Here is a 25,277-nt window from a genome sequence, read left to right as displayed (position 1 = left end):
ATTATGTTTTTTTCCCCTCCCTGTTCATTTTTACTTGCCCGAGTGAATTTAGGCAGATTACTATTGTCGTACTAGCTATATGTACCGCCTAACGACTGATGAAAGGAATCGTTTTTTCCTTAAGCGTTACCTCATTTAGGATGTTTACAGGAAAAATCATGCCTTCCGCTTTTAATAAGAGTCTTTTGCATCCCCGCAATTGGGGGACCTGGTTTGGCCTGGCCATTCTCTGGTCAATCGTGCAATTACCCTATCCGCTCCTGCACAGCATCGGCACCACCGCCGGTAAGGCCTCGCGACGCTTCCTCAAACGCCGGGAGCATATTGCCAGAAGAAACCTTGAGCTCTGTTTCCCCGACATGTCTGCTGAAGCGAGAGAAAAGCTGATCGAGCAGAACTTTATGTCGCTGGGAATGGGGTTGATTGAGACCGGCATGGCGTGGTTCTGGAGCGATGAGCGCGTCAGGAAATGGTTTGACGTAGAAGGTCTCCAAAATCTCGAAAAGGCCATGAATGCTGGTAAGGGCGTAATGGCGGTCGGCGTACACTTTATTTCTCTTGAGCTCGGCGGTCGTACTATGGGCCTGTGTCGGCCGATGATGGCGACCTATCGTCCGCACAACAGCCCGCTGATGGAGTGGGTGCAGACCCGTGGACGCCTGCGCTCGAATAAAGCGATGATCGATCGCCGTAATTTGTCCGGCCTGGTGCACGCGCTGAAGGCCGGCGAAGCGGTGTGGTTTGCCCCCGATCAGGATTACGGCCCGAAAGGCAGCGTCTTTGCCCCGTTTTTCTCCGTGCCGCAGGCCGCGACGACCAACGGTACCTACGTCCTGTCGCGTCTCTCCGGCGCCAAAATGCTGACCATCAGCATGGTGCGTAAAGCGAGCGGCCAAGGCTACACCTTATATATCAGCGAGACGCTGGACGATTATCCTGGCGAAGATAAGCAGGAAGCGGCCGGCTACATCAACAGGGTTATCGAAAGAGAGATTCTGCGCGCGCCCGAGCAATACCTGTGGGTTCACCGGCGTTTCAAAACGCGTCCGCTGGGCGAAGGTTCTTTGTACTAAGCCAACAGGCACCGTAAGCTCTTTCAAAATCACGTTAGTTGCGTTAACGTGAGCGCGATCATATTGTTTGTTGAACGCGAAGGAGTGCAGTGTGTTCGCTGAGTTTGGTGTTTTGAACTATTTGACCTACCTGGTCGGGGCTATTTTTATCATTCTGGTGCCTGGCCCAAATACCTTTTTTGTCCTGAAAACCGGCATCGCGCACGGCGTCCGGAAGGGCTATCTGGCGGCGGCCGGCGTGTTTATCGGCGACGCGGTGCTGATGCTGCTGGCCTTTGCCGGCGTAGCCACGCTGATTAAGACGACGCCGGTACTGTTCAATATTGTGCGCTATCTCGGCGCCATCTATCTGCTGTGGCTGGGCGGGAAAATGCTCTACGCGGTGCTGACGCAGCGGGAAGGTCATGCCGACACCGACGCCGAGCCGGCGAGCGCGATCCTGAAACGTTCGCTGACCCTCAGCCTGACCAACCCGAAGGCTATCCTGTTCTATGTTTCCTTTTTCGTCCAGTTTATCGACGTTACTGCGAAGACGCCGGGCCTGGCCTTCTTTATTCTTGCGCTGACCCTGGAAGTGATTAGCTTTATTTACATGAGCTTCTTAATTGTTTCCGGCTCTTTTGTGACGCGCTACGTTAAAACGAAAAAGAAGCTCGCCAAAATTGGCAACAGCCTGATTGGCCTGATCTTTGTCGGTTTTGCTGCTCGCCTGGCGACGCTGCAGTCGTAAACGGTCGGCCGGTATCGCTGAGCCGGCCTGGCAGCGATAATCTCTGGCTTGTAACAAAAGCCCTTCAATTTTAATTGCGTTGGTGTTACATATACAGCCGATTATCGGTCAGATAAAAGGGAACCCGGATGATTCTGCATAAGCTCATCAGCAATAAAAACAGTAAGAAATTTTTCCTGTCGGTAACGGTGGTGTTTGCCATCGCTCTTGCCGTAGTTGGACGTGCGACGTTTGGCGGCGTGGTGAGTGAGTACAATATGCCGTACTCCGAGTGGACAACCTCGATGTTCTTCCTGCAAGGGGCGATGGTGACGGTCTACAGCATCGTGTTTACGCTGCTTTTCTCCATTCCGCTGGGCTTCGTCTTTTTAGGTTCTGACCGCCAGGACTAAATGAAACAAGGCGAACGCCGGTTCGCCTTGATCCGCCTTTTTTCACCAGCCTCTGCCGTCGTAATGATGGTGGTGGTGTCTGTGATGATAGCCATCATCAACGATACATCCCGATAACAGCGTGCATAGCGCGAGCAGCAACGACAACACGATCGGTTTTTTCATTCTCACTTCTCCGTTAGTCCGCCGTCCGCCCGCGACTGGCGGCGGGTTCGGCTGGTGAAGTGAGTGTATCGCGTTAAGTTATTGAGTGGATAAGACAACTCTGCAATTTAAGCGCGACGGCAAAGGGCGGTTACCACCAGCCAAATTGCACGCCAGCTAGCGCGATAGCGGCGATAATAACCATCAGAATGGTGCTTTTTTTCACGATGCGCCGCCCGGTGCCGCGTAGCCGCCAACAAAGAACCAGCCAAGAAAAATAACGGCGATGATAAAAATTACTACCGGAAAAAGAATACCCAATTTCATTGTGTTGTCCCTGAGCATGCGAGTGATGTCCGCTATCATACTGGAAATACCGGCAGTTTAGTCAATATCCAGGAAGGTCTCTTTACGGCGCGACTTTTTATCCTGATACATCGCATCGTCCGCGGCCCGCAGCGCGCTCTCCATATCCATCGTTTGCGGATTGACGTCAATCACGCCAAAGCTGGCGCCCGGGTAGCTGATACGATGCCCGGCCAGGAAGTAAATTCCGCTGATCTCTTTGCGCAGAGCGGCGATAAACGCCCGCTGCTCTTCGGCGTCGAGACCCGCCCCGACAATCAAAAACTCGTCACCGCCGAGGCGACCCACCAGATCCCCTTCGCGCACGCGGGCGTTTAAGCGTTCGCCGATCTGGATCAGGAAGCTATCGCCGCACGGATGGCCGAACCGATCGTTGATCGCCTTAAAGTCATCGAGATCGATAAAGATCAGTAAAATATTGCGCTGCAGTTCGCGCGCGCGCGGGAACATCGCCGAGAGGTGCTTGAACAGCGCGCGACGATTGGGTAGGCGGGTTAATTCATCGGTGTAAGAGTGCATCTCCAGCGCCGAGTTGGCGGCGCGCAGCTGTTCGACCAGCGTCTCTTTCTCAACGTAATGGGAGATGAGGTTGGCGAACAGGCTCATCACCTGCTCACCTTCCAGGTTGTAGGGCTGTTTCTGACGGCTGGTGGCGCAGAGCGTGCCGTACAATGAGCCGTCGGTCAGGCGAACGGGAATGCTGAAAAAGGTGGCGATACCGAGCTCCTGGGCGGCAATGCACGAGCGCCAGCGGCTGGCAACGTCGTTGCTGAACAGGCAGTTATCATCGATGGCACGTTTGCACAGCGACTCATTCCACGCTATGGAAAATCCTTCTGGGATCGTCATTTCGCTACTGTTGTGCGCATACATAACCAGCTGGCGCTGAGCGCTAAGATCAATACGAGTCAGATAGGTTGACTCCATTCGGGTCACAAGTTCCAGCATTTCAAGCAGTTGTCGCACTAACAGCTCCAGCGAATGTTCGTTGGCGAGCGTTTGCGAGACGCGGGCAAGAATAAAATCTGACATGAATGTACGGCTCCCGATCGCCGAGCGTTATCGCCGGTAAAGAAGGCTGAAAACGGCCAACAGCGAAAAGTAAACATAGATACAACAAATTTAACACATTAGCTGAGGGAATACCTGCGGTCGCAGCGGGAAAAAAGCCCCGTCGGGGGCGACGGGGAAAACTCATTGATTATGGAATGATCTGTTCTCTGGTCAATTAGAGAACAAGCGCTACTCTACGGCGCAAAAGTGTAGTTAAAATGGAGAAACCGTGAAGAATCAGGGCACCATAGCGGCTTTGATCAACAAAAGGAGTCAAAATGAAGTGGATGACCATACTACTGCCTCTGGCACTGGCCGGATGCGCGAAACAGCCGCAGCCGCAGGATGCGCCGCCGCCGCCGAAGTCTATCGGCATGGCGAACCCGGCCTCGGTCTACTGCGGTCAGAAGGGCGGTAAGCTGATACCGGTACAGACGCCGCAGGGCGTACGCAGCGACTGTAAGCTGCCCGGCGGGGAAACCCTCGATGAATGGGAGCTGTGGCGCCGGGATCACCCCGCTAAGGCGTAACCTCGCCGGCAGGCAGGTTTTCCAGCCACTCAGCCAGCACCAGCGCATGGTTTTGCCGGGTATTTTTGGCGGCGTAAATCAGCGTTAGCGGCTGCTGGCGAGCCAGCGCGGCAAGGCGCAATCCTTCGTCACGGTGGCTTTCCAGCTCCCGGCAATACTGCTCGCGGAAGCTGGCGAAATCGATGACTTCACCGTGCAGGGCCTTGCGTAACTCCGCGGAGGGGGTCAGGGTTTTGCACCACTCATCGTAGCGCAGAGCCTCCTTTTTAATTCCCCGAGGCCAAAGCCTGTCGACCAGCACGCGATAGCCGTCGCCGGCTTCAGCCGGATCGTAGACGCGTTTACATTGGATCATCGCTATTCTCCATCTGTTCCATCCAGGCAAGCAGCTGCGGGATCTGCCCGTCGGAAAAAACCGTAATACCGTGTTGGCGCAGCAGGGCGGCCGCCACGCCGGAGCCGGGCTTACGCTGCCCGCTAAAGGTGCCGTCGTAGATAAACTGGCTGCCGCAGGTCGGGCTGCCGTCGGTGAGCAGCGCCGCCTGACAGCCTCCCTCCTGGGCGGCCTTCAGCGCCAGCCAGGCCGCCAGCTGATAGTGCGCGGTGACGTCGTGGCCGTCGCTTTCAACGATGCGCCCGCGATTTTGCATCACCTCCGCGCCCTGGGCATCGAGAATTTCTGCCGGCAGTCTTGGCACCGGTAGCCCGGCGGCCAGCTCAGGGCAGTGGATCACCAGCCGGTTTTCGCGCTGCCAGCGTGCCAGAGTCTCGGCCAGCTGCGCCTTGTCGCTGCCGTTATAGCGTACCTGAAACCCCATCAGGCAGGCGCTCACCAATATTTTACCGCCGGTAATAGCGCCAGGCTGCTCCGGCCGGGGCGAAAGCGAACGGGTCGTCCCGTCATCATCCATAATGGGAAGTGGTTTTAGCATCGGTATCTCCGGTATAAAAAATTCACTGTGATGCCTCAGTGATATCGCGGCAGGCGCGCAAAGCAGTCCGCAGCGTTTGGCAATGCAGATATTATCATCTGCCATGACCGACTGCCAAAGCGTGTCAGGGCGTCGCTGCCGGCAGGGGGTGGTCTTGTTGCAACGGCTGCAATCCCCCTGGAATCAGGAGTGTTATTTTTTTGTGCAACGCATAGAATAGATCAGGACACATTGAGTTGTTATTGCTACAAATGGATTTTGCTCTTGAATCAGCCCGTATCTCTGCGGGTTTTTTTTATTTAAAAAACGGGGCTTTTCTACGCCACGCGGCTCTTGTAATATATTATTTGCACGACTATCTGAAGCTCTTTTTATAATAACGTATTAAAAATGATACCTTAAAAATATATTAAATCTCAGGTGCTATTTTTGATACTTTAAAAGTCCTCGTGATAAATCAGGTTATGTGATCGCCGTATGTACATCAGTTTGGCTTAGTTTAATAAAATAGCAAAACAAACACTGCGATTTATTACCTGAAACAGAGCCCGTTAAATTGGGTTCCACTCTATATTATTGAGGCCATATTATGGAAAGCGTTCAAAATACCCTCGTCGCTCGCGAGAGCAGCGGCTGGAGAAAAAGTGACACCGTCTGGATGCTGGGACTGTACGGGACGGCTATTGGCGCCGGGGTTCTTTTTCTGCCGATTAACGCCGGGGGTGGCGGTTTAATTCCGCTGATCATCATGGCTATTCTCGCATTTCCGATGACCTTTTTTGCCCATCGCGGTTTAACCCGTTTCGTGCTCTCAGGTAAAAACCCTGGCGAAGATATTACCGAAGTGGTGGAAGAGCATTTCGGCATTGGCGCCGGCAAGCTTATTACCTTGCTCTACTTCTTTGCTATTTACCCGATTCTGCTGGTTTATAGCGTCGCGATCACCAATACCGTCGACAGCTTTATAACCCATCAGCTTGGCCTGGTCTCTCCGCCGCGCGCAATTTTGTCGCTGATTTTAATTGTGGGCATGATGGGCATTGTGCGTTTTGGCGAAAAAATGATTGTTAAGGCGATGAGCGTGCTGGTGTTCCCGTTTGTGGCGGCGCTGATGATCCTGGCGCTGTATTTGATTCCACAGTGGAACGGTGCGGTTCTGGATACCCTCTCGCTGAGCAGCGCCTCCGCAACGGGGAACGGCCTGTGGATGACGCTGTGGCTGGCTATTCCGGTGATGGTGTTTTCCTTCAACCACTCGCCGATTATCTCATCCTTCGCGGTGGCGAAACGTGAAGAGTATGGCCAGGACGCCGAGCGTAAATGCGCCCGCATCCTCAGCTATGCGCACATCATGATGGTGCTGACGGTGATGTTCTTCGTCTTCAGCTGCGTGCTGAGCCTCTCCCCGGCAAACCTCGCGGAAGCGAAAGCGCAAAATATCTCCATCCTCTCTTACCTGGCGAACCACTTCAACGCGCCGCTGATTGCATGGATGGCGCCGATTATCGCCATGATCGCGATTACCAAGTCCTTCCTCGGCCACTACCTCGGCGCGCGTGAAGGCTTTAACGGCATGGTGATCAAGTCTCTGCGCAGTAAAGGCAAATCTATCGAGATTACCAAGCTGAACAAAATCACCGCGCTGTTCATGCTGGTGACCACCTGGATAGTGGCGACCCTGAACCCGAGCATTCTGGGTATGATTGAAACCCTTGGCGGCCCGGTTATCGCCATGATCCTGTTCCTGATGCCGATGTACGCCATCAATAAAGTACCGGCCATGCGTAAGTACAGCGGCCACATCAGCAACGCGTTTGTGGTGGTGATTGGCCTGATTGCCATCTCCGCCATCTTCTACTCTCTGTTCAGCTAAGCCCCCGGCGCCTCCTGTCACAGGAGGCGCATTCGTTTTGCTTTGTAACCCTATGGGTGCCACATGATTAGCGTTTTCGATATTTTCAAAATCAGTATCGGGCCCTCCAGCTCACACACCGTCGGGCCGATGAAGGCGGGGAAACATTTTGTCGATACCCTGCAGGAAAAAGGCCTGCTGCATAAAGTGACTCGCCTGGTGGTGGACGTATACGGCTCCCTTTCGTTAACCGGTAAGGGCCACCATACCGATATTGCGATTATTCTTGGACTCTCCGGCTATTTGCCGGATACCGTCGATATCGACGCCATTCCCTCGATTATTCGTGACGTTAATACCCTGCAGCGTCTGCGTATTGAAGAGGGCCAGCGGGAAATTGCGTTCCCGGTGGTGGAATGCATGCGTTTTCATAATGAGTTTCTGCCGCTGCATGAAAACGGTATGAGCATTACGGCGCTTTGCGACGGAAAAATCGTCCACTTCCAGACCTATTACTCCATCGGCGGCGGCTTTATCGTCACCGAGGAGGAGTTCGGCAAGAGCCAGGATGCTGAAGTCGACATCCCTTTCCCGTTCTACTCAGCCCGCAACCTGCTGGCGCACTGCCACGACAACTGCCTGTCGATTTCCGCGGTGATGATGAAAAATGAGGCCGCCCGCCACGGACGAGACAGCGTTGAGCAGAATATGGCGAAAATCTGGGAGACCATGAGAAACGCCATTAACCGCGGCATGAGTACCGAAGGCCTTCTGCCGGGGCCGTTAAAGGTGCCGCGTCGCGCCTCGGCGCTGCATCGCGTGCTGGCTCCCCAAAGCCAGTCAATTACGCCGCTTAGCGCAATGGATTGGGTCAACATGTTCGCGATGGCGGTGGGGGAAGAGAACGCCTCCGGCGGACGGGTGGTCACTGCGCCCACCAACGGCGCCTGCGGCATCGTGCCGGCGGTGCTGGCCTATTATGACCGCTTTATCAAAACGGTGACGCCGGAAATCTATATGCGCTACTTCCTGACCGCCGGCGCGATAGGCATATTGTACAAAATGAATGCCTCTATTTCCGGCGCGGAAGTTGGCTGCCAGGGAGAGGTGGGCGTGGCGTGTTCCATGGCTTCCGCCGGGCTGGCGGAGCTGCTGGGCGGCAGCCCGGAGAAAGTTTGCATTGCCGCTGAAATCGGCATGGAGCACAACCTCGGGCTGACGTGCGATCCGGTTGCCGGTCAGGTACAGGTACCTTGTATTGAGCGCAACGCGATTGCGGCAGTGAAGGCGATCAACTCGGCCAGCATGGCGATGCACCGCACCAGCGATCCGAAAGTTTCGCTGGATAAAGTCATCGATACCATGTTTGAGACGGGGAAAGACATGAACGCGAAATATCGGGAAACCGCCCGCGGCGGGCTGGCGATTAAAGTCGCGGTCTGCGAATCCTGAAGTCCGCCAACGCCGCCTGCGCCGCAGGCGGTTTTTTTTCGGCCCTCCTCCTGAACGACTACTCCAGCCCGCGGGCTGTTTCCCTTATCAGGCTAGCTTTTTTTCTCTGCCTCCGACGGCAGAAAAGACCAGACAACGCTGTGGGACGCTGACGAGGTGTACCATTCGTTAATGGTGGCGTTCGCTTCGCTGGCCTGTTCGGCGACGGCGCATTTCTCTTTTGGCGGCTGCGCTTTTTTGCGAATACGGATGCGGGGAGGGGCGGTGGCATTGATTTGCGCATTAAAAGTTCGAATGTGCGAATCGAATAAAATCGACTCCAGCTGATGCAGCCGATCCAGACCGCGCAATATTCCGATCAGCGTGCTGAGGGTAACGGATTCACCTAATTCTACGCGTTTGATGGTTGCCGCCCCGACCTGCGCGCGCTCGGCGAGTTCAATTTGGGAGAGCCCGAGCTGCATGCGAGTTTCTTTAATTCTGCGGCACAGTTCAGAGATAATTTCGCTATCGGACATCGTACTGAAACGCATCTTGCTGCCTCTACTGCTTAATAAATCGTTACAGATTATTTAACAGGCTAATTTATAAATAAAGCGAATAATTTCTTTTTTGCGATAGTAATAACACTGTTTTTTATTTAACAAAATAGCTACAGAAAAAGGGATAAATAAATAGCGGGAATTGAACAGGATAGTGAAAGACAAGCTATATTTTTTTATTTATTTCTCCCGCGGATAACGCCCCTCATGCCAAACGCCGGTTGTCCGACGGGCGAAAAATAAGGATTGTGTTCCGTGAGGGAGATCGCTAATCTGAGGCTCCTTGTGTTGCCCGAAAATCGTTCTGACATAAGGACCCTGCTATGAACACTCCCCTGCGTATTGCCCTGGTTGGCGACTACAACCCTGACGTTATTGCTCACAAAGCGATTCCCCTCGCCATCGACGATGCTGCTGCCGTGCTGGAACTGCCCCTGCGCTATGACTGGCTGGCGACCAGCGATATCCACGATGCCGAGGCGCTTGCCGGTTACGACGCCATCTGGGTCGTTCCCGCCAGCCCCTATAAAAATGCCGCCGGCGCGTTTATCGCGATCCGCTATGCGCGCGAAAACAGCATTCCGTTCCTCGGCACCTGCGGCGGTTTTCAGCACGCGATCGTCGAGTATGCGCGCAACGTCATGGGCTGGCAGGATGCGGGGCATGCGGAAACGGATAGCGAAGGGCGAATGGTTATCGCGCCCCTGAGCTGCTCGCTGGTGGAGAAAACGGCGGCGATTGAGCTGCGCGCTAATACGCTGATCGCCCGCGCCTACGGCCGCGACAGCATCGAAGAGGGCTATCACTGCAGCTACGGTATTGCCGAGGAGTTTGCCCGCGAGCTTGAGCAGGGCGACCTGCGGGTGACGGGCTGGGACGAAGAGGGTGATACTCGGGCGGTGGAGCTGGTGACGCATCCGTTCTTTGTCGCGACGCTGTTCCAGCACGAGCGCAACGCGCTTGACGGACGTCCTTCGCCGCTGGTACACGCCTTTTTACGCGCGGCCAGCCAATAATTAACCCTGGCCCGCACGACGACCCCGGAACGCCGGGGCCGTCAGGGCGAGGGCAAAAGAGCGCTTTAGCCGTTAATTTCCCTGGCGCGGCCGGCAAGGGCGCCAAATATGGCCATCGCCACGGCGCTCAGCGCCACGGCGATTAACGGAATATGCCAGTCGCCGTTGGCATCATGGATTTTCCCCATCACCGGCGGCCCGCAGGCGGCCAGCAGATAGCCGACGGCCTGCGCCATACCGGAAAGCGCCGCTGCCTGGTGCGCCGAGCTGGCGCGCAGGCCGATAAACGTCAGTCCCAGAATCATCGTCGCCCCGGAACCGAAACCAAAGACCAGCGCCCAGATAACCGCCTGCCCGGGTGCCAGCCACAGCCCGGCGGAGCTGACGGCGCACATTAGCGCCACCAGCACCGCGATGCCGCGCTGGTCTTTCAGTCGGTGCAGAATCAGCGGGATCGCGAGGCCCGGCGCGGCGGTGGCCAGCTGAAGCAGACCGTGCAGGGAGCCGGCCTGCGCTTCGCTATAGCCAAGGCTCTGCAAAATTGCCGGCAGCCAGCCGACTATCACGTAATACACCAGCGAGTTAATGCCGAGGAACAGCGTCACCTGCCAGGCCAGCGCCGAGCGCCAGATCCCGCGGTTGTGCATTGCGCCTGACGCGGTCAGCGGAGCGGCGACCTGCCTGCGCGACTGCGGCAGCCAGAAGAACAGCGCCAGCAGCGGGAAGGCCATCAGCATGAGCAGCGCGCCGCGCCAGCCAAAGCCGGCCAGCGCCAGCGGGACCACCACGGCCGAACCCAGCGCCGCGGCGGCGCCCATGGTGAGCGAATAGGCGCCGGTCATCTTAGCGACGTGCTGCGAAAAATCGCGCTTGATTAAGCCCGGCAGCAGCACGTTCCCTAAGGCGATACCGCAGCCGATCACCGTCGTACCGCCAAAGAGCATCGCGGCGGAAGGCAGCGAGCGCAGACCAATACCGAGGCAAATCAGCCCCAGCGCGATCAGCAGGCTGCGTTCGATACCAAAGCGGCGGGCTACGCCTGCCGCCAGCGGCGAAACCAGACCAAAGGCCAGCAGCGGTAGGGTGGTTAGCAGCCCGGTCTGGGCGGTGGTCAGACCGTACTCCGCGCGAATGGCGTCCAGCAGCGGGGCGGCGCCGGTAAAGGTCACGCGCAGCGTGGTGGCGATCAGTAAAATACCGGCAATCAGCAGCAGATTACGGCGGCCGGCAGTGGGAGGAACAGAACTCATGGCTATCTCAGACCAGTAAACAGGGTGGCTACAATAGCGCGTTTGCCGATTGTTTAAATCAAGCTAAAATGACAGATTATCGCTAATATCGGACAATCTGATGATTGGTTTGAGCCTTGACGGCTATGACCCGGACAGCGGGCGCGAAGCGGCCCTCGCGTTTCATATTCAGGTGGTTGAGGATGAGCAGTTTATTCCGCGCCATCAGCACCGCAAAGGGCAGCTGATCCTGGCGCTGCACGGCGCGCTAACCTGTGAGGTGGAAAACGGGATGTGGATGGTGCCGCCGCAGTATGCGGTGTGGGTCCCGGGCCAGCAGCCCCACAGCAACCGCGCAACGCCGGGAGCGCGGATCTGCTTTTTGTTTATCGAGCCGGGAGCGGCCCCGATGCCGCAGCGCAGCTGCACGCTGAAGATCTCTCCGCTGGTGCGCGAGCTGATCCTGACCCTTGCCGGGCGCAGCGCGACGGAGAGTGACAATCCCACGACCCGACGGCTGGTGCAGGTGCTGTTTGACGAGCTTCCGCAGCAGCCGGAGGAGCATCTGCAGCTGCCGGTTTCCGCGCACCCGAAAATCCGCCAGATGGCGGAGCTGATGGCGGTATCTCCGGCGCAGTGGCAGACCCTCGGCCAGTGGGCGGCGGAGTTCGCGATGAGCGAGCGTAACCTGGCGCGGCTGGTGGTTCGCGAAACCGGCCTCAGCTTTCGCCGCTGGCGGCATCAGCTGCAGCTGATCCTGGCGCTGCAGATGCTGATCCGCGGGCAAACGGTGCAGCAGGTCGCGCACGGCCTGGGGTATGACTCGACGACCGCGTTTATCACCATGTTCAAAAAGGGCCTCGGCCAAACTCCCGGACGCTATCTTGCCAGCCTGACTACGACTTTCCGATAAACAGCGAGATGATCCCCGCGGCGATCAGCGGGCCGACGGGCACCCCGCGGAACAGCGCGACGCCGAGGACGGTCCCCACCAGCAGTCCGGCGACCAGCTGCGGCTGAGAACCCATCAGCGAGACGCCGCGTCCGCCGAGCCAGGAGACAAACACGCCGACGGCGATAGCCAGCAGCGACTTCCAGTTAACGAACGAGTGCAGCAGCGTCGAGGGGGGCAGAGTGCCGCTGGCGATGGGCGCCATCACGCCGATGGTCAAAATGATAATACCGATCGTCAGCCCCTGTTTTTCAATCCACGGGAAAAAGACGTTGAGCGGCGTGACGCGCACGATAATTAAAACCAGGATAGAAATTGCCACGGTGGTGTTGTGGCTGATAAAGCCGAGCGCGGCCAGCCCCAGAAGCACGAACAGGGTGGTATCGAACATGTCAGGAGATCCTTGCCAAAATAATAAGCCCGTCTACTTTACGCATAATAGCGTGAATAAACAGGCTTATTTGTCACGCTGGCGCGCTTTCAGGAGGCAGATAATACGAGACCGCTCAGGCTTCCCGGCGAAAGGCGACCAGTTCGGGGCGGGCGATGCGGAGATAGTCGGCCGTATCGAGGATAATTGACCTGTCCAGCCGTCCGGCGTTAAAGGCGATTTCGCTGAAGTTTTCGAACAGCAGCGGGTCGGCCACCAGGCGCAGAGCCGGATGGAAGCTGAAACGGGGAATGGCGCCAAAGACGCAGGCCGTCAGGGCATCGACTTCGGCGGGGCTGGCCAGCGAGGCTTTGCTGCCGCCAATGTGCAGCGCCAGGCGCGAGAGATCGGCCTGCTGGTCGGCGGCGAGGATCGCCAGCACATGCTGATTTATGCCGTGGCCTTTCACTTTGCAGACCAGCGCCTTCGCCCCTTGTCCGAGAGCGGTGCCGCGAATTTCAGAAACCGCCTCGCATTTTCCCACCGCCTCATGCTCTACCAGCCGGTAGCGGGCCTGGCGTTCGTCGAGTAACGCCAGCAGCCGGCGGTGGGTGTTCGGTTTTTCAGGTGCATTCATGCGCGGTTCTCTCCGGGGACAAAACGGCAAGTTTAATCTTCTCCGCGCCGGATGAAAACCGTCGGCCGTTGCCGCGATCTTCCACATTAAATTCATATTTCACTCATTTTATCTCCGGAACGATATGCTGGAATAGTGAAAAGTATTACTATCCTCCCGCTGCTCAAAGCGAAAGGAATTTATTAATCAAGCGAACTTTTCTCATTTTCTTTAGTCCTTAATCAGACTAACGAGGTGCTGTTGATAGTGGTAACGAGGTTATGATGATGGAAAACGCAGCGGTGCAGGTATCCCCCCGGAAGTTCAAAAAAATAAGGGAACTGAACAGGCGCCGTAATTATTTTATAAAGAAAGTCCGCAACGTGATGCGTGTTTATATTGCTAAAGCGTTCTGGGACAAGCATACCCGTCGGGAGGTCGACGTCAGTTCGGCGAAAACCGTGCTGCTGATGCGTAACGAAGGCGCGGTAGGGGACGTGGTCGTTGATTCCGCGCTGGTCAAATGCCTTCATGAATCCGGCTATATCGTGGATTTCCTGCTGACCAAATCGAATAGTCAGGTGATGCGCCATAACCCGCGAATCCGCCACATTTATGAGGCTGACAATGTCGATTCCGCCGCTTTTCTGCGCAAGTTTACGCACAATGTTCCTCAGTCTGTTATTAATGAGCTGGCGAATAATAAGTACGATATCGTTATTGACCCCTCTTTGTTTGATATGCCCGTACACAGAATGTTGCTTCTCCGACAAATAAAAGCAAAATCAGTGCTCGGCTTTAATAAATGGCCATCAATTAACCATTACACCACCTCGTTTAAATTTGATTGCGAAAACTGGCATGTCAGCAAAACGTTTGATTTTATTGCTGAGCATATGAATCTGGATAAGAAACATCTCACAACCTACGACCTGCATATTCCGCAGGATGTCCACCAGCAGGTTCGCCAGCATCTGGCCGCTATCGACGGACCCAGAGCGGTGGTGAACATTTTTGCCGGCCATCAGGATCGCAGCCTGTCGCAGGAGCAGCTGTCGGCGCTTATCGCCAGGCTGCAGGCGGAGTATCCTCGGGTTAACGTTATTCTGCTCGATCATCGCAACGAAATTCGCATTCCGCTGCCGGAGAAGGTGAGCGTGAATCCGTTTAAAACCCTGCATCATGCGATGGCGCTGATTGCCGAAGCCGACCTGGTTATCTCGCCGGATACGTCGATCGTGCACATGGCGGCGGCGTGGAAGAAACCGCTGGTTGCGGTCTATAAAGATGTGCGGATGAACAACCGGCTGTGGGCGCCGGGGTATGACAACGCGCGGCAGATCATCGTTAAATGCGGCAAGGTACACCAGCAGCACGATATCGCCGATCTGATCGTGGCGCAGATCGATCCTCAGGTGCTGAAAAACCGCTAAGCGCAAAATCGGCCCGGGCTACCGCCCCTCGCTAAAGTTCGGCGGCGGGGCCTACGCCCGACGATGGACGTGCCCGATAGGCCGCCCCGGGGAGATAAAACCTGGGGCAGGCACTCCCGCAATCACGTACGGCAGTTGCCGGTGAATTTACTCCTGCTGCAGATCCCGCAGCGCTGCAAGCAGATGCTGCGTCGATAGCTCGTTTTCACTCTCCCGCCAGGCTAATCCTAGCTCTCTCCACAGCGCCGGCTTTAAGGGACGAATGGCGATACGGCTATCGGCGGAGATCTGGGTACCCGATTCAAGAGGCAGCAACGTGGCGCCATACCCTGCACCCACCAGGCTTTTAATGGCATCGTTGTAATCAAGCTTGATCCGCGGCGTGGGGCTATGGCCCGTATCGGCAAACCAGCCGCTGGTCAGCTGCGACAGGTGGGTGCCGGAGCCGTTCAGCACCAGGGGCTTTGCAATCATCCATTCCGGCGTCACCACGTCCGGCGCCGCCCAGTCCGCAGGCAGGAACGCGACAACGGGATCTCGCCGCCAGGCATCAATTTTCAGGCCGCTGCTCCGGGGCTGTGGAAGCGCCACGATACCGATATCGAGCGAACCGGATTTCAGCTGCTCAAGGGTCTGCTGCGACGTCAGGACGGTAATGTGTACGTCAATACTCGGATGGGACTGCGCCAGTTTTTCAATCGCCCGCGGCAGCAGATAAGCAATGGCTCCGGTCGACGCCCCAAGCCTGACCTGACCGCTCAACCCCTGAGCCTGGCGGGATATGTCGTCAAGCGCATAGGCGACGTCGGCAAGGAGCCGGCGGGCGTGCGCGACCATGTTCTCTCCAATGGCCGTCGGCCTGACTTTGCCGCGGGTGCGGGAGAGCAGCTTAGCCCCGACGCGGCTTTCAAGCTCGGAGATATGCAGGCTGACCGTCGGTGGCGCCAGGTGCAGCAGGCGGGCGGCTTCGTTGAAAGAGCCGGTATCGGCAATGGTGATCAGCGTGCGCAGCTGATCGAGGTTGATCTCCCGCATAGGCGTACCTCAGAAAAACTGAATTTGACGTTAGGATAATTCAACTTTACCAATACTTAAACCAGGCACAACATTCATGCACTGAAGTTCTGTCTGGTTTAAGGAAACGACGATGACTCACGTATTTATTGATGGCGAGCAGGGCACAACGGGTTTGCAAATCCACGATCGTCTGCGCCACCGTTCAGATATTAAACTGATGACTCTGCCCGTATCCCAGCGCAAAGACCGACGGCTTCGGGCGGAGATGCTGAACGGCTGCGACATCGCGATTCTGTGCCTGCCCGATGAGGCGGCGCGCGAGTCGGTCGCGATGCTGGAGAATCCACAGGTGCGCGTTATCGATGCGAGTTCGGCGCATCGCACTCTGTCCGGATGGACGTACGGTTTCCCGGAAATGAGCGCCGACCAGCCCGATCGCATCAGAGCGTCGAAGCGCGTAACCAATCCAGGCTGTTACCCAACCGGCGCCATTGGGCTCCTGCTCCCGCTGGTGAACGCCGGGCTGCTGCCCGCTGATTATCCCGTTTCCATCCATGCCGTATCCGGCTATTCAGGAGGCGGAAGGGCGGCGGTCGAGCTGTACGAAGGCGGAGAGGCGGGCTCCGGGCCTGCTTTTCAGGCGTATGGTTTAGCTCTCAGGCACAAGCATGTGCCGGAGATCGCGCGCTATGCCGGGCTCTCCACGCCGCCGTTTTTCATGCCGGCTTACGGCGCGTACCGTCAGGGGATTATCTTGAGCGTGCCGTTACAGCAGCGCCTGCTGCCTGAACGTGCCGATGCAGCAACAATACACGCCTGTCTGACGCAGCATTATCTCAGTAGCGGGCAGGTAACGGTGCTGGCGCCTGAAGTCGCCGGCGAGACCGAACGCCTCAATCCGGAGCATCTGAACGGCACCAACGATATGGAACTTGGCGTATTTTCAAATCCTGAGAGCGGGCAAATACTGCTGACGGCGGTTTTCGATAACCTCGGCAAAGGGGCATCGGGAGCCGCGGTACAAAACCTGAACCTGATGATCGGCGCCGGCTAACTTTCGCATGGCGCGACACAACGGTGTTCTTCCAATGGTTCGGCAAGGCGAAAGATATCATATCCGGGCCCGTAAGAGGCGTTAAATACCTTTTTTTCAACGAGTTATGAACTAATACGCCCGGCTCATTGTCCGCGTCGGGCGCCGCGTTGTCCTGCGCATCCGCTCTCCTCAAAAAAGCCATCCGCGCTGCATCCATGCGTTAATTCCCAAACGGAATATTTTCGCCGAACAATTAAGTTGACAGATTTCAGTGATGCGATCAAAACTAAACCGTACAGTTCACATTGGGTGTGAATTTGACTGTTTTTACGCAAGGCTGGCCGGTAGGCGCAGCCCTTAACCAAAACGAAAGGATCTGCACATGAAGATGTTAAGGCAAATCGGTGGGCTGGCGGTTATCGGTGTCACCCTGCTGTTGGCGGGCTGTGCCGGTAATGAGCCCGTGCGTTACAGCGGTATCGACTCGGCTTCAAAGCTGACGGCAAACACCGATGATAATGCCGATCGCATGCCATATCGTTATTCGCCTCTGGTGGACTGGCGTAAGTACGACAGCATCATCATTGACCCGGTGAGAATTTATCAGGGCAACGATGGACAGTTTGACGATATGGCGCAGGCCGATCGCCAAACGCTTGCCGCTCACATGCAACAGGAGTTCAGCAAAGCGCTTAGCGCGCGCTTTAAAGAGCTCAAAGAGCCCGCGGCGAATACCTTGCGTCTGAAGTTGACGCTGACCGGGGCTGACACCACCCCGCAGGTGATCGGAACGTTCACCAAATTCGATCTGGCAGGGGGCCCCTACAACATTGTGCAATCGGTGCGCGGCGGTCGGGGGCTGATGAGCGGTTCGGTGGATTATGCCGTCGAAATTTATGACGCAAACAGCCACGAACTGCTGAAAGCCTACGTTGCCCGGCAGTATCCGAATGCCATGAATATCTCTGCCAGCATCGGCTCGCTGAGCGCCGCAGAAGTCGGTATTGAAAAAGGGGCGGAAGAGCTGGCGGAAGCGCTCAGGTAGCCTCAGACACAGTACGCGCAGCCGGAAGCTTTTAAGCGCAACCGGCTGTGATTTTCCCCATTAGCAACGTCCTGGCGGCCCGGCGTTATGAAGACATTCCCTCATCTGATCATCTGCCCACATTGCGACAGCGTTTACCAGAGATTACCCTGCGCGTCGGGCGAAATCGCGCTCTGCCAGCGTTGTTATGCAGTGCTATGGCGTGGTCATCGGCGTGTGCCTGGCCATGTACTGCCCCTGATGCTGACGGCGGCAATCATCCTATTTCTGGCCTGTATTTTTCCGGTTATATCCGTTGGGTTTCACGGGATGGCGAACGACGTCACGCTGTGGAATGTGGCATGGGCGCTGGCTGCCGGAGACGGCAATCCGATTATGGCGGTCTGTACCGCTTTTCTTCTGGTTATTGCCCCTTTCTTGCAGATAACCCTAACGGTATGGCTGCTGAGCTTTGCGTATTTCGCGCGTCCGGCACCGGCGTTTATCTTCATTATGAGAGCGCTCAAGTGGCTGCATCCCTGGAGCATGGTGGAAGTTGGCGTGCTGGGGTTTCTTGTCGCCGGGATAAAGCTCTCGTCACTGCTGGATGTCTCCATAGGGCCGGGCGGTTGGGCGCTGGCCCTATCTTGCGTGCTGGTTGTCCTCATCAACAGCCACGATCTGCGTCCGCTGTGGGATCTGCTTACGGTCGAGGAGAAGGGCCGTGGTGAGTAATCCCCCCTTTGCCCGTCAGATGCAGGTGTGCCGCTGTTCTCTGTGTGGCCTGGTGTGCGCCGACGAAACGGCGTTCGGCGTGCGTGGTAAATGTCCTCGCTGCCAGACGGTGCTGCCCGGCTGCCAGTCCGGGCGTCCGCATTTGAGCTGGGCGCTGCTTTTAACCTCCATGATCCTATACGTACCCGCCAATATTTTCCCGGTAATGTACACAACGCTTCTCGGTCATGGCAGTGAAAGCACGATCCTTTCCGGCATCGTGGCCTTCTGGCGAAGCGGGTCGTGGGGCATTGCGGCGATCATTTTTATTGCCAGCGTGATGGTTCCCTGCCTGAAATTTCTGTCAATGAGCGTATTGCTGATCTCAACTGCCCGAAAGAGCCGCTGGGCCAGATGCGAACGGGCCAGGCTGTACCGGATAACGGAGTGGATTGGCCGTTGGTCGATGCTGGATGTGGTGGTGGTGGCCGCAGTGTGCGGCCTGCTCCGCTTTCATGTGCTCAGCGAGGCCGAACCCCGGGTTGGGATTCTGCTTTTCGGCCTGGTGGTCATTTTGACTATGTTTTGTGCGCTGAGTTTTAAACCAAAAACGCTATGGGAAGACAAGCAATGAAGCCTCCTGTTTCGGGTATTCCTCTTTTTCGTCACGGCCGCTGGCGCAATGCCGTCATCTGGCTGATCCCCGCGGTCGCGTTTGTGGTCGCCGTGTCGATGGTTATCCAGGCACGCCTGTCCGTCGGGCCGGAGGTGGTGATTACGTTTCGCAGCGCCGCCGGTCTCGAAGCCGGAAAAACAGCGGTGAAATATAAAGATGTCACAGTCGGGCTGGTGAAGGAAATCACCCTCAGCCCCGATAACACCCAGGTGTTAGTACGGGTCACGCTTGGCAGAAGCGCTCAGCATCTGGCGCTCGCCGACACCCGATTTTGGGTGGTCAGGCCGCGAGTCGGGATGAGCGGCGTCAGCGGCATTGATACGCTTTTGTCAGGGGCCTACATCGGCGTGGACAGAGGGAAGTCCGATGAAAGTAAATACCAGTTCACCGGAATGGAAACCCCTCCGGCTATTGTCAACGACATGACGGGCAGCCAGTTTATGCTGGAAGCGGACGACCTTGGATCGCTGGATATTAACTCTCCGGTTTACTATCGCCGCATTCCGGTGGGGCGGGTCACCTCCTGGCAGCTGCGCAAAGACGGCAGGGGAATCGATCTCAACATCTTTATTGATGCCCCTTATGACCGCCTGGTCACGGCGGATTCGCGATTCTGGAATGTGAGCGGCGTGGATCTCTCGGTAGGGAGCGACGGTTTTCAGCTTAAAACCCAGACGCTCGCCGCCATCATGGCGGGGGGGATCGCGTTCTCAAGGCCGGATGACCCAACCCGCGGCGTGCTCTATAAGCAAACGCGTTACAAACTGGCAGCGGATCGGGAAAGCGCGATGGCGCCTGAGGATGGTCCGCCGGTGCGTTTTCAACTGCGTTTTGAACACGGCTTACATGGCCTGAACATTGGCGCTCCGGTTGAGTTTTCCAGCGTGCGGATCGGACGCGTTGCCGCCGTCGAGCTTGACTATAACCCCGACGGATATCGCTTTCCGACCATTGTGGATATTGACGTTTATCCCTCGCGGATGGGCAATGTGCTGGAAAAGCTGCCGAAACCAACAGGCGACACGGACCTCAATACGGCCCTTTTCACGCGCGAGATGATCGCGCACGGGCTGCGAGCGCAGGCCACTTCCAGCAGTCTGCTGACGGGGCAACTTTACATCTCGCTCGATTTCTTACCGGATGCGCCAAAAGTGAACTTTGATGCGACCAGGCGCCCGGTTGAGCTGCCCACCGTGAATGGCGGGCTGACAATCCTTCAGGACCAGCTCACGGATATCGCCAGGAAAATAAACAAAATGCCGCTGGATAAGATCGGGACCAACATGAATAACACGCTGGAAGAGCTGAATAAAACTCTGCGAATGGTGAACAATCAGTCTCTGCCCGCCGCCAACCGCCTGATGCAACAGACTCAGAAAACGACACAAGACGCGCGGAACCTGCTGGCGGAAGATTCCCCCCTGATGATTAACCTCCTGCAGTCCTTACAGGAGACCACGCGAACGCTGCGGGCCGTCCGCAGCCTGACAAACCAGCTGGATCGCCAGCCGGAATCGCTATTGCAGGGCCGCTCCGCAGATGCGGAGCTGAACGATCCCCGTTCACTTAAGGCAGGAGAACGACCATGAGAACCGTTTTATGTCTTATCCTCGGCGTCATGTGCCTGCCGGCAGGATGCTCATCTCCCCAGGTGCGCTACCACTCGCTGGTCAATTCTGACTCCGTTTCCCGCGCCGTCGCGCAGGCCGACTTTGTGATTGATCTGCTGCCCGTTGGCGTTCCGGCCCAGCTGGACACTCAACAAGTTGTGGTTCGCCAAAGCGACAGTCGCATCGTCGTTCTGGACAACGATCGCTGGCTAAGCCCGCTGGGCGATGAGCTGCAGACGGCGCTGTCCCTCAGCATGACGCAGCAGCTTAACACTGTGGATGTGGCGGGGCTGGCGCGGGATAACAGCAAACCTGTGGTACGGGTTCTGCTGCAGGTTCGGCGTTTTGATAGCTGGCCCGGCAAGGCCGTCAGCCTGGATGCTGGCTGGAGCCTATCCACGCAGCGAGGGGACGAAAATCGCCGGCTGGTGTGCAAAAGCCACCTGTCGCAAACTCTCTCCGGCGATCAGGCGCAGATGTTTGCTGCCTGGCAGCGCGTGGTTGAGCGCCTGGCGAGCCAGATAGGACAGACCGCGACGGACTGGGTGGCGACGGACGCGGCAGTTTGTCGCCGTGACTAATCTTTCTTAGCGTATAAACAACCGGGTTCGCGGCGGCGAACCCGGTCTTCACATGCCCGCTGGCCGGGCAGGGGCTATTCAGGTTTTTTAAGCGCGCCGTCGAGAAACAGCCGCACGCCATTCCTGACCATCTCACTGACTTTTTCCTGAGTAAAATCGGGCATATTGCGCAAGAAAAACAAGACCTCGGTTTCCGCTTTGATCAGCGATGTAAACTGGATGGCGCGAAGCATTGGCTCCGACGGCGCCAGTTCACCCCGTTCCATCGCCGCCTGCATTTCCTGGGCCAGCGCCTCCATGCTTTGGCGGATGCCGGATTCCAGAAACAGTTTCCCGATATCGGAGTGGCCGGCTTCGCCCAGCACAACGCGATAGATCTGCAGCGCCTGGTTATCGCATGCCACTACCCGCAGCATATCTTCACCAAAGCGGATGAGTTTTTGTTCCAGGGAGAGGTGCTGGTTTTCCGGTTGAGTCAGCCCGCTTGCCGCTTCGGTGAGAAACCTGGCGCTGTAGTTGCGCACAACCGTTTCAAACAACGCCTCTTTTGAAGAGAAGTATTTATAGAGCGTGGCCTTCGAGCCACCGGCACGTCTGGCTACTTCATCCATTGAGGCACGTTCGTAGCCAACCTCCAGAAACACCTCGGCGGCGGCGGCCACGATCCCCTCGCGGCGCGCTTGCGTCAGTACCTTCATGTTGAACCCTTAGCTGGTTAAAAAATGAATAACTATACCGTACGGTATTCACGCATTATGCCACGGTAGCGCGCTGAATGCCTTGACCGGGATCGCTCTCTGCGGGCAGCGCCGTCACGTCGCCGGCGGTATTTGCTGCCCGATATTGCTTTAAACCGTCGTGGCCGGGAATTTCGCGGCCGGTTGAGCTCAACGGACATGTTTCCCGTGGTCATTACCGGGTGAGAAGGTATTGATTGATGCTATAATTGCCGTCACTTGTTGGTGGTACGACAGGGAGTTAGCCATCTTGTCCAGTCAAAAATATATCAGCGCAATCGTACTGATCGTGGTTTGCACTACGGCTCTTTTTACCGCGTTGGCCGTTCGTGAAGGGCGTGCTTTGCAGAATTATATGGGATATGTTGCCGAAAATGGTAAATCAGCACTTTTCCATGAAGAGTCCATTAACCAGAATATTGCCACCCGGCTTTCGCGGGCATTTTATACCCAGGCATTTTCTGCCCCCTCAAGCGAACGTGAACGGAAAAATGTCTGTCAGTCCCTTGAAACTGAAGGCGACATCCACGGCTTCAATCTGCTGAAAAAGAACAGAAATAACCTGCAAGGTACCCTGCAAACCCGCAATGAATCGTGTGAAGAATGGGCGGGTGATATTAATGCGCTGGCGGTTATTCACTCCGCGGAGAGCGCGGCTATATCGAAGTACAGCTTTTCAAACTATGCCGGTTATACTTTCAGGAATATCAGATACTATATCGATCTTTCTCATAACTATATTTATATTAATCATTTGATTAATACTCAGAATTACACTTTTAGTAACTGGTTAGTTGGCGATAATAGCAGCATCAATATTGCGCGCAGCGCGCACACCATTTCTATTGATGACAACGCCCTGAATGACCTGCTTAAAGGTGAAAGCACGTTGTCTCATATCTATCATGATGGATATACCCAAAACAATATTATCAGCATGCTTACCCCGGTGTTTTTGGGGGATAAGGTGAAGGGCATTCTGATTACAGACATCAATATTAACGATCTTGTGGTTTCGTTTAAAACCGTCGATCGCCCGCTGCTGTGGCGCTTCCTCTCGTTGTATGTTACTGATAATGTGACTGGAACGCATATTTTTTTCCATAAACCCTACGTCAAAACTTATGATTTGATCAGCTACGCAGACTCGCTTACCCAGTATTACACCCTCCATGCGAAGCTGGACGCCATCTACGTTATTATTGCCAATTTATGGCTGTTCATGCTTTATATCCTGGGAACCTGGGCGCTATGTCGCTATGCCCGTAAGCAGTTAATCAGGCATGAATCGCTTTCCCGGGATAACGTGACGGATGCGATGACCGGACTGTGTAACAGAAAAATCATGACGCCGGAGTTTGAACAAAAAATCCGCTCCCTCGTTGAGCGAAATATCCCGGTCACGGTTATTGCAATTGACAGCGATGGGCTTAAAAAAATTAATGATACCCAGGGCCATCATATGGGGGATAAAGCGATACAGATGCTGGGTTCAGCGCTGGGGAGCGCCATTCGTAAGAGCGACTACGGAATACGGCTGGGCGGCGATGAGTTCTGTCTGGTTCTTATTGATTATTCCCTGAATAAATCCCGCGATGTTATTGCCCGCGCGCAGGAACATTTGCTCACCATCGATCGTGATAGGCTGGTGGCGTTTTCCTGGGGCGCGTATCAACTTCAGTCGGGGGATACGCTGGCGCAGGCGATGCTCAAAGCTGACGATTTACTCTATCAACATAAACGCAGCAAATATGCCGAACGGAGATGAGGATATTAAGAAGGCGTCGCTGACGATAATAACAGCGACGCTGCTCTGTAAAGTGAAAAGTTAATCAGAAGCAGTGGCTCATGCCGATATGCAGTATCAGGTCTTTATTTTCTCGCCACATGAGAAATATCAGCAGCAGGAGGGCCAGAATGAGGCAAGCCGCTACGGTCCTGAATGAACAATTCATACTTTCAGCCCCGTCAGCGCACGCTTTGAAACTTCCCGAATGGGCCAGTTCAGCGCCGCAGCGATAACGCTGAGAACGATACTTACGTACCAGACAATGCTATAGCTTCCGGTGATATCGTAAAGATATCCTCCCAGCCAGCCGCCAAGAAAAGCGCCTGCCTGATGCATCAGGAAGATAATTCCCCCCAGCATTGATAAGTTCCTTACGCCAAACATTGTTGCTACCGTTCCGTTAGTTAACGGTACGGTTGAAAGCCAGAGAAGCCCCATAGCGATACCAAAACAGTAGGCCGACCAGGTTGTAACCGGGAACGAGATAAACAAGGTAATGATTACCGCCCTGACAATGTAGATCAGACTCAGTAGCTTTGTTTTTGAATAGCGGCTGCCAAGCATCCCGGCGAAATAGGTCCCGAAAACATTAAATAAACCGACCAGAGCCAGCGTGGTGGTTCCGGCGATGACCGGGAGATGGTTATCCATAAGATATGAGGGTAGGTGAACACCAATGAAGACGACCTGGAATCCGCAGACGAAGAACCCGAGGGATAAAAGCCAGAATCCGGAGTGTCCCAGAGCTTCCCGTAATGCTTCGCTCATCGTCTGATGCGGTTCAGAATGCGCCGCTTCCTGACGCTGAAACAGCGCCGCGGCGGGCAGCATTAGCATAGCAATCATGCCGAGAGCGATCAGGGCCGATGCCCATCCCAGCCAGTGGATCAGCACCATGCTGCCGGGCAGCATGGCAAACTGCCCAAATGACCCCGCCGCGGCAGTGAGCCCCATCGCCATGCTACGTTTTTCAGCGGGAACGGCGCGGCCAATCGCCCCGAGGATGACAGAAAATGAAGTACCGGACAGACCAATACCAATCAGTAATCCGGTACTGAGCGAGAGCAGCAGGGGGGTATGCGCAAACCCCATTAGCATCAGTCCCGCAGTATAAAAAATCGCCCCCGTGATGATGGTCCTGCGAGTCCCGAAGCGATCCGCCAGCGCCCCGGCAAACGGCTGCGCAACTCCCCAGATAATATTCTGTATTGCCATCGCAAACGCAAAAACTTCGCGTCCCCAGCCAAACTCAGCGCTCATAGGATGCAGAAAGAGGCCGAATCCATGCCTTATCCCAAGGGAGAGAAAGAGGACCAGCGCCCCGCCAGTAATCAGCCAGAAGCTTTTATTCTGCGAAAATGTCATTAAAAACCCTCGAGGTTAATTGATAAAACGTCATCAACGACTTTAT

28 protein-coding genes are annotated in these 25,277 nt (G+C 55.8%); 16 read left to right on the top strand and 12 right to left on the bottom strand.

Annotated elements, in window-relative coordinates; translation table 11 throughout:
• Positions 1 to 158 precede the first annotated feature (158 nt).
• The 3 genes from lpxP to QFI97_RS17505 all read left to right on the top strand — a co-directional run bounded on the left by lpxP (position 159) and on the right by QFI97_RS17505 (position 2,195).
• The gene (lpxP, locus tag QFI97_RS17515) at positions 159 to 1,073 is read left to right on the top strand and encodes a kdo(2)-lipid IV(A) palmitoleoyltransferase (protein ID WP_346431688.1); all 915 of its coding nucleotides are present in this window, start codon (positions 159 to 161) and stop codon (positions 1,071 to 1,073) included.
• A 91-nt stretch (positions 1,074 to 1,164) separates the two neighbouring features.
• A complete protein-coding gene (gene leuE, locus QFI97_RS17510) occupies positions 1,165 to 1,803 on the top strand; it encodes a leucine efflux protein LeuE (protein WP_095096648.1) in 639 nt (212 codons plus the stop codon).
• Positions 1,804 to 1,931: 128 nt separating this feature from the next.
• Entirely contained in the window at positions 1,932 to 2,195 is a 264-nt protein-coding gene (locus QFI97_RS17505) for a DUF2534 family protein (RefSeq protein ID WP_095096650.1), read from the top strand.
• A gap of 42 nt (positions 2,196 to 2,237) precedes the next feature.
• Here QFI97_RS17505 and QFI97_RS17500 read toward each other — a convergent pair whose 3' ends face one another.
• From QFI97_RS17500 to QFI97_RS17490, 3 genes are all read right to left on the bottom strand, one after another.
• Positions 2,238 to 2,360: a hypothetical protein gene (locus tag QFI97_RS17500; RefSeq protein ID WP_095096653.1), complete on the bottom strand. Its 123-nt coding sequence runs from the start codon at positions 2,358 to 2,360 to the stop codon at positions 2,238 to 2,240.
• 201 nt (positions 2,361 to 2,561) lie between these two features.
• The gene (locus QFI97_RS17495) at positions 2,562 to 2,666 is read right to left on the bottom strand and encodes a YoaK family small membrane protein (RefSeq protein WP_041145046.1); all 105 of its coding nucleotides are present in this window, start codon (positions 2,664 to 2,666) and stop codon (positions 2,562 to 2,564) included.
• 57 nt (positions 2,667 to 2,723) lie between these two features.
• Positions 2,724 to 3,737 (bottom strand): GGDEF domain-containing protein, encoded by a 1,014-nt coding sequence (locus QFI97_RS17490; RefSeq protein WP_331850502.1) that lies wholly within the window; start codon positions 3,735 to 3,737, stop codon positions 2,724 to 2,726.
• Between the two features lie 299 nt (positions 3,738 to 4,036).
• Between QFI97_RS17490 and QFI97_RS17485 the strand changes: the two genes are divergently transcribed.
• Entirely contained in the window at positions 4,037 to 4,288 is a 252-nt protein-coding gene (locus tag QFI97_RS17485; protein ID WP_095096659.1) for a putative hemolysin, read from the top strand.
• Here the strand turns inward: QFI97_RS17485 and QFI97_RS17480 are convergent.
• Both QFI97_RS17480 and QFI97_RS17475 read right to left on the bottom strand, forming a co-directional pair.
• Entirely contained in the window at positions 4,278 to 4,643 is a 366-nt protein-coding gene (locus tag QFI97_RS17480; protein ID WP_346431687.1) for a DUF488 domain-containing protein, read from the bottom strand. The genes QFI97_RS17485 and QFI97_RS17480 overlap by 11 nt on opposite strands.
• Positions 4,630 to 5,106 (bottom strand): 2-thiouracil desulfurase family protein, encoded by a 477-nt coding sequence (locus tag QFI97_RS17475; protein WP_255430876.1) that lies wholly within the window; start codon positions 5,104 to 5,106, stop codon positions 4,630 to 4,632. Before QFI97_RS17475 ends, QFI97_RS17480 begins: the two co-directional genes overlap by 14 nt.
• 703 nt (positions 5,107 to 5,809) lie before the next feature.
• Between QFI97_RS17475 and QFI97_RS17470 the strand changes: the two genes are divergently transcribed.
• A complete protein-coding gene (locus QFI97_RS17470; RefSeq protein ID WP_095096668.1) occupies positions 5,810 to 7,093 on the top strand; it encodes an HAAAP family serine/threonine permease in 1,284 nt (427 codons plus the stop codon).
• Positions 7,094 to 7,156: 63 nt separating this feature from the next.
• Positions 7,157 to 8,524: an L-serine ammonia-lyase gene (locus QFI97_RS17465; protein ID WP_095096671.1), complete on the top strand. Its 1,368-nt coding sequence runs from the start codon at positions 7,157 to 7,159 to the stop codon at positions 8,522 to 8,524.
• Positions 8,525 to 8,616: 92 nt separating this feature from the next.
• On the opposite strand, the gene QFI97_RS17460 is transcribed toward QFI97_RS17465, so the two are convergent.
• Positions 8,617 to 9,057, bottom strand: a complete 441-nt coding sequence (locus QFI97_RS17460; RefSeq protein WP_095096673.1) for a helix-turn-helix domain-containing protein — start codon at positions 9,055 to 9,057, stop codon at positions 8,617 to 8,619.
• A gap of 332 nt (positions 9,058 to 9,389) precedes the next feature.
• Here QFI97_RS17460 and QFI97_RS17455 point away from each other — a divergent pair, with 332 nt between their 5' ends.
• Positions 9,390 to 10,082: a CTP synthase C-terminal region-related (seleno)protein gene (locus QFI97_RS17455; protein WP_346431686.1), complete on the top strand. Its 693-nt coding sequence runs from the start codon at positions 9,390 to 9,392 to the stop codon at positions 10,080 to 10,082.
• Between the two features lie 65 nt (positions 10,083 to 10,147).
• Here the strand turns inward: QFI97_RS17455 and QFI97_RS17450 are convergent, their stop codons facing one another.
• Positions 10,148 to 11,332, bottom strand: a complete 1,185-nt coding sequence (locus QFI97_RS17450) for a CynX/NimT family MFS transporter (RefSeq protein ID WP_346431685.1) — start codon at positions 11,330 to 11,332, stop codon at positions 10,148 to 10,150.
• A gap of 97 nt (positions 11,333 to 11,429) precedes the next feature.
• Here QFI97_RS17450 and QFI97_RS17445 point away from each other — a divergent pair, with 97 nt between their 5' ends.
• A complete protein-coding gene (locus QFI97_RS17445; protein ID WP_189339838.1) occupies positions 11,430 to 12,224 on the top strand; it encodes an AraC family transcriptional regulator in 795 nt (264 codons plus the stop codon).
• On the opposite strand, the gene QFI97_RS17440 is transcribed toward QFI97_RS17445, so the two are convergent.
• Together QFI97_RS17440 and QFI97_RS17435 are read right to left on the bottom strand one after the other, a co-directional pair.
• The gene (locus QFI97_RS17440; protein ID WP_045854946.1) at positions 12,208 to 12,654 is read right to left on the bottom strand and encodes a DUF441 domain-containing protein; all 447 of its coding nucleotides are present in this window, start codon (positions 12,652 to 12,654) and stop codon (positions 12,208 to 12,210) included. The two genes, QFI97_RS17445 and QFI97_RS17440, sit on opposite strands and share 17 nt — an antisense overlap.
• Before the next feature lie 115 nt (positions 12,655 to 12,769).
• The gene (locus QFI97_RS17435; protein ID WP_346431684.1) at positions 12,770 to 13,270 is read right to left on the bottom strand and encodes a YbaK/prolyl-tRNA synthetase associated domain-containing protein; all 501 of its coding nucleotides are present in this window, start codon (positions 13,268 to 13,270) and stop codon (positions 12,770 to 12,772) included.
• 263 nt (positions 13,271 to 13,533) lie between these two features.
• On the opposite strand from QFI97_RS17435, the gene QFI97_RS17430 reads away from it, so the two are divergent.
• Positions 13,534 to 14,682, top strand: a complete 1,149-nt coding sequence (locus QFI97_RS17430) for a glycosyltransferase family 9 protein (RefSeq protein WP_095098081.1) — start codon at positions 13,534 to 13,536, stop codon at positions 14,680 to 14,682.
• Positions 14,683 to 14,829: 147 nt separating this feature from the next.
• Here QFI97_RS17430 and QFI97_RS17425 read toward each other — a convergent pair whose 3' ends face one another.
• Positions 14,830 to 15,717, bottom strand: coding sequence for a LysR family transcriptional regulator (locus QFI97_RS17425; RefSeq protein ID WP_346431683.1), 888 nt, complete (start codon positions 15,715 to 15,717; stop codon positions 14,830 to 14,832).
• Positions 15,718 to 15,829: 112 nt separating this feature from the next.
• Between QFI97_RS17425 and argC the strand changes: the two genes are divergently transcribed.
• The 6 genes from argC to QFI97_RS17395 all read left to right on the top strand — a co-directional run bounded on the left by argC (position 15,830) and on the right by QFI97_RS17395 (position 21,340).
• Entirely contained in the window at positions 15,830 to 16,753 is a 924-nt protein-coding gene (gene argC, locus QFI97_RS17420) for an N-acetyl-gamma-glutamyl-phosphate reductase (RefSeq protein ID WP_346431682.1), read from the top strand.
• Between the two features lie 364 nt (positions 16,754 to 17,117).
• Positions 17,118 to 17,780 (top strand): DUF3313 domain-containing protein, encoded by a 663-nt coding sequence (locus QFI97_RS17415; protein WP_095096693.1) that lies wholly within the window; start codon positions 17,118 to 17,120, stop codon positions 17,778 to 17,780.
• 87 nt (positions 17,781 to 17,867) lie between these two features.
• Positions 17,868 to 18,494, top strand: a complete 627-nt coding sequence (locus QFI97_RS17410; RefSeq protein ID WP_095096695.1) for a paraquat-inducible protein A — start codon at positions 17,868 to 17,870, stop codon at positions 18,492 to 18,494.
• Positions 18,487 to 19,107 carry a paraquat-inducible protein A gene (locus QFI97_RS17405; RefSeq protein WP_346432104.1) on the top strand — a complete coding sequence of 207 codons (621 nt, stop codon included), beginning with the start codon at positions 18,487 to 18,489 and terminating at the stop codon, positions 19,105 to 19,107. The genes QFI97_RS17410 and QFI97_RS17405 overlap by 8 nt, the downstream gene beginning before the upstream one ends.
• Entirely contained in the window at positions 19,104 to 20,738 is a 1,635-nt protein-coding gene (locus QFI97_RS17400; protein WP_095096700.1) for a PqiB family protein, read from the top strand. Before QFI97_RS17405 ends, QFI97_RS17400 begins: the two co-directional genes overlap by 4 nt.
• Positions 20,735 to 21,340, top strand: coding sequence for a PqiC family protein (locus QFI97_RS17395; protein WP_331835469.1), 606 nt, complete (start codon positions 20,735 to 20,737; stop codon positions 21,338 to 21,340). Before QFI97_RS17400 ends, QFI97_RS17395 begins: the two co-directional genes overlap by 4 nt.
• Before the next feature lie 74 nt (positions 21,341 to 21,414).
• Here QFI97_RS17395 and QFI97_RS17390 read toward each other — a convergent pair whose 3' ends face one another.
• Positions 21,415 to 22,038 (bottom strand): TetR/AcrR family transcriptional regulator, encoded by a 624-nt coding sequence (locus QFI97_RS17390; RefSeq protein ID WP_095096705.1) that lies wholly within the window; start codon positions 22,036 to 22,038, stop codon positions 21,415 to 21,417.
• A 289-nt stretch (positions 22,039 to 22,327) separates the two neighbouring features.
• Between QFI97_RS17390 and dgcJ the strand changes: the two genes are divergently transcribed.
• On the top strand, positions 22,328 to 23,845 hold the full coding sequence (dgcJ, locus tag QFI97_RS17385) for a diguanylate cyclase DgcJ (protein WP_346431681.1): 1,518 nt from the start codon (positions 22,328 to 22,330) through the stop codon (positions 23,843 to 23,845).
• Between the two features lie 183 nt (positions 23,846 to 24,028).
• On the opposite strand, the gene QFI97_RS17380 is transcribed toward dgcJ, so the two are convergent.
• Complete coding sequence (locus QFI97_RS17380; RefSeq protein ID WP_159236351.1) at positions 24,029 to 25,231, bottom strand: MFS transporter; 1,203 nt, start codon at positions 25,229 to 25,231, stop codon at positions 24,029 to 24,031.
• Positions 25,232 to 25,277 lie beyond the last annotated feature (46 nt).

Source organism: Klebsiella scottii (assembly GCF_036561945.1).
In the GTDB taxonomy this organism is placed as follows: Bacteria; Pseudomonadota; Gammaproteobacteria; order Enterobacterales; family Enterobacteriaceae; genus Klebsiella; species Klebsiella scottii.
This window is presented reverse-complemented; position numbering and strand designations above follow the sequence as displayed.